This window comes from Anaerosacchariphilus polymeriproducens, from assembly GCF_003363435.1.
Classification (GTDB): Bacteria; Bacillota; Clostridia; order Lachnospirales; family Lachnospiraceae; genus Anaerosacchariphilus; species Anaerosacchariphilus polymeriproducens.
Genome location: NZ_QRCT01000049.1, coordinates 37876 through 50147, shown reverse-complemented (window position 1 = coordinate 50147; position 12272 = coordinate 37876). Strand labels below are relative to the sequence as shown.

The window sequence follows — 12272 nt, the reverse complement described above, 5'->3', positions numbered from 1 at the left end:
AGTTACGATATTGAAAAGGTAAAATGGGAGTGGAGCAATAATAGCTTAGAGAAGTTTTTAAATAATTTGGTATAGGAAAAATTATTTAAAATATAAGATTTATAAGGTTGTTGGAACTTAATAGTATGATATACTTTAATTATTACAATAAAGATTAAAACATTTCGAATGTTGATAAGTGATCATAGTATTAATTGAAAATAATATTTATATTAGTTAGGAGAAATTAAAATGTGGAAACGTATTATAAATTGGATTAGATATATAGTATTAATCATATTTATTTTTTTCTTGATACCTACATCAGCTACAGTATTAGATTTTGTTATAAGACCAACATTTGTTACCGTGGATAATGTATTACAAGAAGCAAAAGAACTTTTATATAAACAATATCCTTTACTTGAACAATTGCCTGAGAATACTGTTTTTGATAAATATGTACATACTACTTATGATAATCATGATGCTAATTTAGTTATATCTATTTATATTACGGTACCAAAAGAATCTAAAGATGAAGTCATAGCCTTATTTTCAGATGAGAATCAAATAGGACAAGAAAATAAGCTATATGTAAATATTGATGAAAAGTCAGAATTATCAAAAAATACAGTTCATATAATCCTTGGTGGTACAATATATGGTGAATCTTTTGCATATGAATATGCAAAAAATCATCAATCAGGTTCTTCAAAAACGTTTCTTATATGGTTACTATATTTTGGGGGAGTAATTTTAATTATTATTGCATTAGTATTTCCATATGGAAAATTAAGGAAGAAACATTTATGAGTATAAAGAAGCGTTGCTCTATGCATAAAATTAGGAATTGAGCAACGCTTCTTTGATTATTCTAAATTAATTAACTCGTTTATTTTGGTTTCAAAAGCATTTGCATGAGCAAGTCCATAGCTGTTTCCGTCAAATTTACCAAACTTTTCTTCTTGACATAAATCTACCAATGAAATACCTAAACTTTCTCCTTTATTAATTTTTTTTGAAATTTTAGTTTTATAATTATATTGAAACAAGTTATACTCATCTAAGTCACCTGGTTTATCGCATATAAATTTTTTCAAAACATTTGGTTGCTCAAAATAGTTAATTTCTGTTATATCATTTGTAACTTTTATATTTCCGCCGATTTGTAATAAATCACCGGCCCAACCAGCACAAGCATTCACATCATGAACAACAAATATGGTATAGAAAATAATTTAAGAAAAATGTCGATTTAAAATAGTTGAAAATATCACTTCACTATATTACTATCAGTACATTAAGGAGGACAAATTTTTTAATGATTATTATATAAGTGACAAAGTTAATGTTAAAATGCAAGTTAAAAGAAAGGGATTTGACACTACCTGTCATTTTAAGGAAGTTGAAATTATGATAAAAAAATACATTATATTAGGGATAAGAATCGTTTGTTTATTCATATTTGTATTATTTGTTATTCCTTTTTCATTATTTATATTAAGTTTTGAACTAGATGAATCTTTAACTGTAAATACTGTAACAGAAGAAGGAAAAGAACTTTTACAAAAAAAATATCCACTTCTTACGCAATTACCAGAAAATACTATTTATGATAAACTAGTATATGATACACATTTTCCGATTTCAGAATGTTCTATTTTTATTTATATTACGATACCAAGTGATTTTTATGAAGAATTTACTACTGTATTTTCAGACCAAAATGAAGAAAATCATTTTAATGTAACAGTTAAAACGCCTATTAAATCTCAAGAAACAATTAAGATAAAATTGTCTACTGGTGATCGTAAAGATAATTTGAGTGAATTAATGGTTTATGCACAAAACCATCATAATATTAATTGGAGTAATATTATTAAAATTGTTATTTACTTAGTTACTATTATATTGATTATTGTTGCATTAGTGTTTCCCTATGGAAAAATAAAGAAAAAAGGATTTAGATAAATAATTTTGTTCGAGAATTAATATTAGAAGTAATATAATACGAATGCGTAAATTAAAATAGTTAGAACGAAATACACAAAAGTAAATTTGATTTTTTAAAATAACGAAACATTGTTTTAGGTTGTATGTCATCATAAAGCAATGTTTCGTTTTAATTGCATTATTCCATTGTAATTAAATTATTTATTTTTGTTTCAAATGCATCTGCTAGAACACGTCCATAACTGGTCCCATCAAATCCACCAAATTGTTTGTTAAAGGCTATATTTATTGCTTTGTCGCCTTTAGTATATAAATATGCTATATTTGAGAGACTTGTTTCATGATATTCATCTAATAATAGATTTTTAAAAGTAGTGAATCGTTTACGCCAATCTTTATTATAGTATGTTTGTAATATTTCATGAATAGGAATTTCGGCAATATCGTATTTGTTATTCATATTATAGGCATCTATATCTTGACATAAATCAATCCATGAAAATCCTAAACTTTCTCCTTTTTTTAGTTTCTCATTTTTATATTTGTACAGGTTATACTCATCCAATTCTCCTTTTTTATCACCAATTATTTTTTTAAGTAAATCTGGTTGTTTAAAATAATTAACGCCTGTTTGATCATTTGTAACTTTTAAATTTGACCCTATTTGTAATAAATCGCCAGCCCAACCAGCACAAGCATTCATCTCTTGATCAATAAATATGGTATAGTTAATAATTCCTTGTAGAGTGGCAGCCAAATGTGGTGTAGTCATCACAATATTGGTGCCTGGATCAGTAATTGCTATTTTCGAACAATCGTAACTTGGTCGATGTTTCGCTACATATTGATTATATGTGGTATCAATTAATCCTGCAGTAATTGTCCAAGCAAAGCTATTATATTCTATTTGGCGTAAATATCCAAGTACTCGCATATTAGCCATATATATAGTTGGTACATTAGAAAGTTCTTCTATAAAATAATCCTTAACCAAATTGTATAAATCTTCAAAGATTGCAAAGCTTTGTTCGATATCAGGGTGTTTTGGATCTGTGTAAGGAGATAGTGAGGAAGCTAAAACAGCGGAAGCTCTTTGAGAGGTTACGCATTTATCAATTCCAATACCAGCCGCAGTAGTCTCGTTAAATTGATCATAGGCCCAATTAGAAGGCATTTTCTGACCAATATTTCCTGTAAATCCAGATGACATATCTCCTACAAAACTACTCGCAGTTAAGTTTTTGTTTTCTAACGCAGTACATACCATTCTAGGTCCGTATACACCAATCTTGTAGGCTTTTCCCATATTTGCTTTTAAACTTGAAAAGTATGGTATAATACTAGATTCAACTTCAACTGTTAACACATCATAGTCAACGGCAAAATAAATAGTTGTATTAGAAGGAAAACCTAGTTCACGTGCGGCAGTCTTAGCAGTTATGGCATCTTTAGAACCTTGGCTGCTTGTAAAATATTCTACATGATTTCCAATGGTTTGGAATATTGGAAAAACCTTTAAACCAGCATTAGCCATAGCACTGATTTCATCAGCTGTAATTTTCTTATCAAGGGTTCCACCAGCTACATTCACTAAATAACGTCCAACAGTATCATATCCTGCCTTAATTAGTCCCTGTGCGGTTGAAGGTGTAAGGCGAGTAGCGGTATCACAGGCAGATGCTGAACGACTGGTATTTCCGCAGCTTTTTAACAGAGAGGCCCAGGTGTTTTTTCCAGCGACGCCATCAGCACCAATACAAAGGAAATCCTGAAAACTGTAAACGGAGTTATATGTATTGGTATCAAATGCTCCAGAGAAACTTCCAGGATAAAATCCATTTACGGTAAGCGACCATTGAAGTAATCTCTTAGAATTCGTAGATCCACTTGTGGATTTGGATAATGTTGGAGCTTTACTCATTGTGCCAGAACCCCATATACCATCTACACCTGTAATTCCCCATTCTATTTGACAAGATTTAATTAAATTCTTGTGAGCTTTCCGTTCCCAAAGACCACTAGGTGCAGTTAAACCGATTTTAGAACCATAATATTGATTCATACCTCTTTGAACGAGATGCTTATAATGCTTATCAGTTCCGGTATTACCAGTATATTTATACCCGTCTGTATTCATTAACCCCTGTAAAATATATGGTTTGATAATACCGTCAGGAGTGATACCTGCATCCGTTTGAAATTCTTTCACAGCTTCAGCACATTTTGAATTATAGATGCCGTTAAAATAAACGGAATCATATCCCTTACACCATAAAGAACCTTGTACAATATAATGTAAATTAGAGGGTGATGAAGAGTTGCTGACTGGAGAAATATCTGGTAATACATTTAGAGTACCTTTCCCGAAACTTCCATCTACGACAAGAGATGCATGATAGTTTTTATTTAATTCTATTTGCAGTGCCTGTATCAGTCTGAGAAAGGTACCCGCTCCCGTAATTCCATCTAATTGTTTATCTGAAAATCTTTCGTATCCCTTAATTCCATCATAAGTATTGTTAAGCCATTGTTGAGTCGCTAATACCATTCTATCCATTTTTATCATCCTTTCTTAATAACTGTTTTTTAGTTATTGTTATATTGTTTTTAAAGTGTTTTATAAGCGCTTATACTTAATAAAAAGGTTTTTTTTTATTGGATGTAAACAACATTTTTAAAATTTATAACAAAAAATATAATAACGATTATATGATAATACAACGGCTATAAATATTTTACTCTTATGTACATAGATTTTTTGATGATTCAAGGCAAAAATTCTAATTTATTTTAATAAAAAGTAGAATCAAATTAGAATAAATAAGGTTAGAAGCTCCTAGATGTAAGATATCTTACATTAAGGAGCTTTTATTACAATGAAATACTAGGGTTGATTTATTGTTAAATGATCTTTAAGCAAAGAAATATTAGTATTAATTTCATTTAGAATTTCCAATTTCGTTGTTAAATCAGAAATAATAGATTGATATTTTTCTTCCTTTATTGCTTGCTTTTCAGAATTAGTAGCATTAATTTTTATATTATATATAAATAAAAAAATAAATAATACGCCCCAGATTCCTTGAGAGGTTGCTAATTCAAATAATTTATCTTCCATAAATCCCGCCTCCTTTCTAATATTATTAAATTTGCAAATTCATAATATTAAAAAGAATAATTTAAGCTTATTGTAAACTAGTAGATAATACTTTTAATTTGAAATAAAATCTATATCGAATATCTACATAGAATATTAATGATTATCTGATAGCAATACATAAAGTGTAATAGTATAATTAAATAATCAAAAAAAGGTAGGGTATTTGACACTACCGATTAGAAAAAGGATGAAAAAATAATGAAGAAAATAATGATTGTTTTAATACTTTTAGTTACGTTATGCATAGGTAACACACTATCTGTATTTGCCCAAACTGATGCATCTACACATTTGAAGGGGAAAGAAATAAGTTCAGATTCAGTTCCTATATGTGATGATTCTAGTTCTTCAAGAAATTCTAAATTATCGTTAAATGTAACTGCAAGTAATGTTTGGTACGGATGGCAAGTACATGCAGAAGGACGTCTTCTTTGTATTGAAGGTTCTGTAACTGCTAGTGCGAAACACTATACGAGAACATCCATGGAAAAAAAGTCAACAGGTTATGTTTATAAAAGTGCTTATAACACTGGAACAGGAAAAGTATCTGTCAATAAATATGATATAACACCACCATCTGATCCAGGTTCTTACACGGGGCGTGTACACTATGGCTCTCTTTAAAAAAGTTACTTATAAAAAATTAAATTGTTATGTTAGTATATTTCTTATTGGATCAGTCACTTTAATGCTATCAGGTTGTTCTTTTAAGTCAGCAATTTCTAAGAAGGATTCCAGTGATTATGATCAAACCTATGATTTAAGCGATTCACAAACAGAAGAATCTTCTGATCCGGGATATGTGACTTATGATAATAATTATGAAAAATCAAAAAAAAGTGGATATAATTATTTATGTATTTCAGACAGATATGGTATGAGCAATAATATTAGTCTTAACGAGTTTCGCAATCAAGATGATTGTATAGAAAAACTATACTCGTTTCATGAATTAATTAGTAAAAAGTTAGATTATCTGGAATTTTATGAACAATCTGCCCAAAAAATTGGTTATTATGAAGGAGCACTTAATTTTGTCTTAGAAGAAAATGAAGAATATTTAAATCAGGTTGTAACTTCCGAAAATGGGAAAAAAGAATATGTTACGACATTAAACACAATTGAAATTGGTAAAACTCTTAATGAGCAGTTAAAAGATGTTATCTTAGAGGGGCGCTGTTTTAATGATGATGATTTTAATTATCAAAACAACAATGCAATACCTGTTATTTTGGGGGCAGATTATAAAGAATCATATAAAATTGGTGATACTTTATCATTATATTATATCGCTGATACATTCAATTTTAAAGTTGTAGGTTTTTTTCCAGCAGATTATACGTTAAAGCACAATATAGCAATATATTCTCTAAACAATTTTATTTGCATTCCTTTTTTTGATATAGAAGCTATTTCAAGTTGTGGTTTAGATAAGGATTTTTTGTTTTCATATTATCTAGAAAAGAATAATTGTTATGTAGCTTATGATGCTAAAAATAGTGATGATAAAAAAGCAAAAGAAGAAGTAATTAATGATATTATTAAACGAACAAATATTTGTTATGGCATTGATGAAGCTATTTATAGTCAGTTTGAATTTTCAGATTAATTAGGTGTGGCCAAATATTTGGTTCATGTAAAACGATCCGTTAAATTAAAAAAAGGGTACTCTTTAAATTCTGATCAAGTTTTAGAGTACCCTTTTTTTTCTTCCTTTATAAATTTATAATTTCATTTTTATATAGTGTTATAAATATATTCTTTTTCACTCTATTAACATATTGTCTTGATACGTTTAAGTAATTTGCTAATTCTAAATCTGACATTTCTTTAAAAAGTTTTCCTTCTAAAATAATACGTTTATTAGTAGATAAATCCTTTGTTTTTTCTTTAAAATCCGTAAGAAAAATACAGTCTTTTAGATAGTTTTTGGTTTGATATATTTTATCTAGTTCTATATTTGATAAGCTTAAATAAAATGTATCGTATTCAACAGAATCTCTATATAATTTCATAAATTTATATAAGATGGCATTTTTTATATAATTAAAGCATTGCCTTTCATCACTGTACGTATGAATGTTGTTTATAGATTCTATAATTGAAATATAAAATTCTTGTTTAACATCTTCAGGTTCTAAATGAAATAATTTTTTTGTATACTTATTAATCAAAGGATTCATTTTTTTTATTATAGGATAGAGTGCTTCTTTCTCTCCTTTTCTGTATTTGCTTATATTAGTAACTAAATTTCCTATCATGATAAATACTCCTTTTTATTTTTAAAAAAGAAATATTTATTAAAATATGAAACAAATTTTTCCAAACAAAAGGATAAGATTAACGACAAAGGATATGTGCAATAGAGAAATAATTAGTTATGGTATTACACAAAGAGCATCAGCTGAGAATAAAAACTGAAAGAAAATATTTCCAACGTATGTCTCGGAAAGGAAACTGCCATGATAATTCGGTAATGGAAAACTTCTTTGGAATTATGAAATAAGAGATGTATTATGGTTAATATATCTCTTCGTTTTCCCCCATTCTGTATCTGCTTATACTAGTTACAAAAATCCCTAACATCAAATAATACAAACATTTTTCTTTAAGAAATGATAAAATTAACGATTAAAAATAATATGTAAACAAAGTATGTGTTTATTATAAAATAAATTTAAAAAAATTTCAATAAATGAAATTATACATTATAATTAATAGTACCAATACTTATAAGTATTGACATACGGAAAAGTAAAGTGTAGAGTTAGGAAAAACAGAGTTTCAAAACTATATGTCAAAGTAAAGTATTAAAATAAGTTCAATGAGGATGATTTTATGATTTTCAAGAAGCATTTTCAGGAGTAAAAGATGATTTTTTTAAATCATCTAGAAAAGCTTCAGGAAGTAAACAATCCACATTTTAAACATAGGAAGAGGAGATTTTGAATGGCGATAACAATAAAACAAATTGCAGAACTAGCCGGTGTATCAAGAGGCACTGTTGATAGAGCGCTATATGACCGGGGACGTGTCAGCCCAGAAGTGGCAGAACGTATAAAGAAAATAGCAAAAGAGCATGGATATAAACCTAATAGAGCCGGTAGAGCGTTGGCTTTGTCAAAAAATCCTATTAAAATTGGAGTTATCATCCAGTCTGTTAAGACACCATTTATGAAACAGGTATTAGAAGGAATCGGCCGGGTACGGGAAGAGGTCGGTAATTTGGGTTTACAGATAGAGTTGAGACAAATCCCTACCCTAGATGTGAACGAGCAGATAAAAATGATAGATGAGTTGATAGAAGAAGGCATTAAAGGGCTGGCGATATTGCCTGTGGAAGATAATCAATTACAATTGAAAGTCAATGAAATTATTGAAAAAGAAGACATTCCGGTAATTACGTTTAATGCGGATATAGCAGGAACCAAGAGGATGAGTTTTGTAGGACTGGATAATTGCCGAAGTGGTCAAACGGTAGCAGGATTGATGGGAATGATTACAGGGGGCAAAGGAAAAGTTTTGGTTATCACTGGCTATTTGTCAAATCGTTCTCATAATGAAAGAGTAGAAGGTTTTATTACTGAATTACGACAAAGTTATCCTGAAATACAAATGCTTGGCGTCCAAACTTGTTTTGATGAAGATGAAGCAGCGAAAGAGATAGCCATACAAGCTTTGCAAAATGAAGATTTAGCGGGAATTTTTGTAGTTGCCAATGGCGAAGTTGGTGTGTGCCAGGGGCTTAAAGAATTAGGAAAAGAACATCAAGTAAGAGTAATTGCGCATGATACGACACCTGAAAATGAAAAGTATCTAAAAGATGGAACAATTGATTTTATGATAGATCAAAATGCATTTATTCAAGGATATCAACCGGTGAAACTATTGGCTGAATACTTGTTTGAAGATAAGAAGCCTCAAAAAGAAACTTATCATACAGAAATATTGATCAAAACAAAATATAATTATTAAATAGGCAAGCGTCATTCGATGCTTGTTTTTTATTTTTTGCATTTTATTGGTTATTTATGTCAATTTGCTTGATATGTGTATGAATTTAGTTAATATAGAGATAATGGAAGCAAATAAATACTACAATAATCAGAAAGAAGGCTTAACAAAATGAATGATTTATTTGATTTAACAGGAAAAACAGCAGTGGTGACAGGAGCAAGTTCAGGTCTTGGAGCAGAGGCAGCCATTGCATATGCACAAGCAGGAGCAGATGTTGCACTATTAGATATAAAGGTTGATGGACTCATTCAACTCAAAACTGAAATTGAAAATATAGGACGTAAAACGGTTACAATAGAATGCGATGTCACGAAAGAAGAGAGCGTAAAAACAGCCGTGGAGAAGATTCTTGACATGTTTGGGAAGATTGACATTTTATTAAATAATGCGGGGGTTGCAGTGCCCGGAAGTGTAGAGCATATGACAGAAGAAGAATGGGATAAATCCTTTAATACAAATGTAAAAGGAGTTTTTTTAATTAGTAAATATATAATACCGCAAATGAAAGAAAAGAAATATGGTAAAATAGTCAATATAGCTTCCGTGAATGCAGTCGTTGCTGATAAAAATAATAAGTTTATCAGACATTCTTACAATGCATCGAAATCGGCGATAATAGGTTTGACTAAAGGCATGGCTTGTTCTTATGCAAAATATGGGATTACAGTGAATGCTATTGGCCCAGGACTTTTTAAAACAAAGATGACAACAGCTTTATTCGAATCAGAAAAATTTTTGAACGAATATAATGAAATGAATCCTACAGGACGTCCGGGAAAGAAAGATGAATTGAATGGAACGGTTCTGTATTTTTCCAGTGATGCATCCAGTTATGTGCAAGGGCAGTTTGTTATTGTAGACGGAGGAGGAGTTATTGTTTAATTGCAGAACAGATTTTTGAAGCGTGCGTGCAAAAGCGTGCGCTTATTTTTTTTGTTTACAGATAAAAAGTGGAAACAAATGTATGAAAATAATACATAATTGGTATGATACATAATAATATTATGTAATAATGAACAAAAAAGAAACGATTAATTATGAGTATTAAACAAAAAAAACTAATTACCTATTTAAGTGTTGCGTGCACGAGTACATCGAGTTATAATGACTTTAGATTAATAAGTACTTTTTAATTATTTAAAATGGAAGCGGAGGAATTTAAAATGTTAAGAGTTGGTGTTGTGGGATGTGGAGCAATCGGTAAAGAACACATTAAAAGATTGAACAACAAATTACAAGGAGTTACAGTAGTAGTAGTTTCAGATGTTTTTGAGGAAGGTGCAAAAACAGCAGCAGCACTTTGTGATGGAAAAGTATATACCGATGCAAATGCATTAATCAATGATGCAGAAGTGGATGCCATTGTTTGTACTTCTCCGGGGTTTGCGCATGTAGAAACTGTATTAGCTGCTATTAAAGCAGGAAAACCTGTATTCTGTGAAAAACCATTAGCGACAACTGCTGATGATTGTAAGAAAATTGTAGATGCTGAAATAGCATCAGGAAAACATTTGGTCCAAGTTGGTTTTATGCGTCGTTATGACAAAGGGTATATTCAAGTAAAGGAAGCGTTAGATTCGGGCGAATTCGGAGCTCCATTAATGCTTCATTGTACACATAGAAATCCGGAAGTTGGTACCGATTATACAACCCCTATGGCTGTTCATGATACGGCGATTCATGAAATAGATTGTTTACATTGGCTGGTAGATGATGAATATGAGTCAGCGCAAGTGATTATGCCAGGAAGTACGAAGTATACTCATTCTGAGTTAAAAGATCCACAAATCATGCTTCTTCGTACTAAGAAAGGAATCTGCATTGACGTTGAAGTCTTCGTTAATTGTAAATTTGGTTATGATATCAATTGCGAAGTCGTATGTGAAGAAGGGGTTGTCAAAATGCCGGCACCGGCTACTCCGATTATTCGTAAAGAGGGTAGATTATCTACTGGTATTGAAACAAGCTGGATTAATCGTTTCATTGATTCTTATGATGTTGAATTACAAGATTGGGTTAACAGTGTAGCAAAAGGTGAAGTGAATGGACCAACTGCTTGGGATGGTTATGTGGCAGCAGTGACAGCTGATGCTTTAGTAAGAGCACAGCAGTCTGGTAATATTGAAGCGATAGTTACTGGAGAATGTCCGAAATTTTATAAATAATTTTGGACCTTATCTGAAATAATAAGAAAGTAATAGTTACTGCTATAATTTGAGAATCTTCCTATTAAATGGGAAACGAAAAAGTAGCAGTATAATTGGAGGAGAAAAGGTGAAATTAGGTTTTAATGAAGCTACAGCATTAGAATGTAAAGGTCAATCTTTAATGGCTGACTTAGAAGCATGTGAAAAATATGGATTTGATTATATTGATATACGTTTTGATTGTATGAAAGATTATTTAAAAGAACATACTTTAGAAGAATTAGCAGATTGGTTTAAAAATCATAAATTGAAGCCATGGGCATATAACACATTGATTTTCTTTAACCAAAGAGATGAAGCCGGAGTAAAAGAAATTGATGAAGAAACAGAATTTATACAAAAAGTATGTGCTGCCATTGATATGCCAATGTTGATTACCGTTCCTTCTTTTGATGTGAAAGATCTACATGTAAATGAGATTAAGGAAGAAGCAGTTTCAAGACTACGTTATCTGGCAGATAAAGTGGGGAAAGATATTAAAATTTCACTTGAATTTTGTGGAGCTCCCAATTGTTCGATTAATCAATTTGGTACCGCTTACGAGGTAGTAAAAGCAGTTGACCGTGAAAATGTTGGTATTACCGTTGATACATTCCATTTTCATGAAATGTGTTCTAGTCTAGAAGATTTAGAAGCCGCGGATGGAAAGAAAATTTTTGCATATCACTTAAATGACTGTGAAGATCTACCATTAGGTTCTTGTGGTGACGATAAACGTTTATGGCCGGGAGAAGGTGTTGTCAATCATGCTGGTATAGCGGCAGCGCTAAAGAAAATAGGATTTGACGGTGTTTGTACGATTGAAGAATTCCGACCAGAATATTATCAATTATCACATGATGAAAATGTAAAAACAGCTTATGAAAAAACAAAAGCTTTTGTTGATAAGTATTTTTGTTGAAAAGTATTGGTGAAAATATATGAAACTTAATCAATAGATTACACATTTTGTT

The 12272-nt window shown here is 30.5% G+C and carries 12 protein-coding genes; 8 read left to right on the top strand and 4 right to left on the bottom strand.

The window, feature by feature from the left end:
• Nucleotides 1-231: 231 nt before the first annotated feature.
• Nucleotides 232-795: a hypothetical protein gene (locus DWV06_RS13690; protein ID WP_115482755.1), complete on the top strand. Its 564-nt coding sequence runs from the start codon at nucleotides 232-234 to the stop codon at nucleotides 793-795.
• A 56-nt stretch (nucleotides 796-851) separates the two neighbouring features.
• Here DWV06_RS13690 and DWV06_RS13685 read toward each other — a convergent pair whose 3' ends face one another.
• The gene (locus DWV06_RS13685) at nucleotides 852-1187 is read right to left on the bottom strand and encodes a hypothetical protein (protein ID WP_115482754.1); all 336 of its coding nucleotides are present in this window, start codon (nucleotides 1185-1187) and stop codon (nucleotides 852-854) included.
• 208 nt (nucleotides 1188-1395) lie between these two features.
• Here DWV06_RS13685 and DWV06_RS13680 point away from each other — a divergent pair, with 208 nt between their 5' ends.
• Nucleotides 1396-1953 (top strand): hypothetical protein, encoded by a 558-nt coding sequence (locus DWV06_RS13680; RefSeq protein WP_115482753.1) that lies wholly within the window; start codon nucleotides 1396-1398, stop codon nucleotides 1951-1953.
• A gap of 160 nt (nucleotides 1954-2113) precedes the next feature.
• On the opposite strand, the gene DWV06_RS13675 is transcribed toward DWV06_RS13680, so the two are convergent.
• Together DWV06_RS13675 and DWV06_RS13670 are read right to left on the bottom strand one after the other, a co-directional pair.
• Nucleotides 2114-4492: a glycoside hydrolase domain-containing protein gene (locus DWV06_RS13675; RefSeq protein WP_162300645.1), complete on the bottom strand. Its 2379-nt coding sequence runs from the start codon at nucleotides 4490-4492 to the stop codon at nucleotides 2114-2116.
• Nucleotides 4493-4819: 327 nt separating this feature from the next.
• The gene (locus tag DWV06_RS13670) at nucleotides 4820-5053 is read right to left on the bottom strand and encodes a BhlA/UviB family holin-like peptide (RefSeq protein WP_115482751.1); all 234 of its coding nucleotides are present in this window, start codon (nucleotides 5051-5053) and stop codon (nucleotides 4820-4822) included.
• Between the two features lie 240 nt (nucleotides 5054-5293).
• On the opposite strand from DWV06_RS13670, the gene DWV06_RS13665 reads away from it, so the two are divergent.
• Nucleotides 5294-5719 carry a hypothetical protein gene (locus DWV06_RS13665; protein WP_115482750.1) on the top strand — a complete coding sequence of 142 codons (426 nt, stop codon included), beginning with the start codon at nucleotides 5294-5296 and terminating at the stop codon, nucleotides 5717-5719.
• Nucleotides 5706-6704 (top strand): hypothetical protein, encoded by a 999-nt coding sequence (locus DWV06_RS13660; protein ID WP_115482749.1) that lies wholly within the window; start codon nucleotides 5706-5708, stop codon nucleotides 6702-6704. The genes DWV06_RS13665 and DWV06_RS13660 overlap by 14 nt, the downstream gene beginning before the upstream one ends.
• A 106-nt stretch (nucleotides 6705-6810) precedes the next feature.
• On the opposite strand, the gene DWV06_RS13655 is transcribed toward DWV06_RS13660, so the two are convergent.
• On the bottom strand, nucleotides 6811-7356 hold the full coding sequence (locus tag DWV06_RS13655; protein ID WP_115482748.1) for a hypothetical protein: 546 nt from the start codon (nucleotides 7354-7356) through the stop codon (nucleotides 6811-6813).
• Nucleotides 7357-8044: 688 nt separating this feature from the next.
• Between DWV06_RS13655 and DWV06_RS13650 the strand changes: the two genes are divergently transcribed.
• The 4 genes from DWV06_RS13650 to DWV06_RS13635 all read left to right on the top strand — a co-directional run bounded on the left by DWV06_RS13650 (nucleotide 8045) and on the right by DWV06_RS13635 (nucleotide 12220).
• Nucleotides 8045-9070, top strand: coding sequence for a LacI family DNA-binding transcriptional regulator (locus tag DWV06_RS13650; RefSeq protein ID WP_115482747.1), 1026 nt, complete (start codon nucleotides 8045-8047; stop codon nucleotides 9068-9070).
• A 150-nt stretch (nucleotides 9071-9220) separates the two neighbouring features.
• Nucleotides 9221-9994: an SDR family NAD(P)-dependent oxidoreductase gene (locus DWV06_RS13645; RefSeq protein ID WP_115482746.1), complete on the top strand. Its 774-nt coding sequence runs from the start codon at nucleotides 9221-9223 to the stop codon at nucleotides 9992-9994.
• A gap of 281 nt (nucleotides 9995-10275) precedes the next feature.
• A complete protein-coding gene (locus DWV06_RS13640) occupies nucleotides 10276-11277 on the top strand; it encodes a Gfo/Idh/MocA family protein (RefSeq protein WP_115482745.1) in 1002 nt (333 codons plus the stop codon).
• A gap of 109 nt (nucleotides 11278-11386) precedes the next feature.
• Nucleotides 11387-12220: a sugar phosphate isomerase/epimerase family protein gene (locus DWV06_RS13635; protein WP_115482744.1), complete on the top strand. Its 834-nt coding sequence runs from the start codon at nucleotides 11387-11389 to the stop codon at nucleotides 12218-12220.
• Nucleotides 12221-12272: the final 52 nt, after the last annotated feature.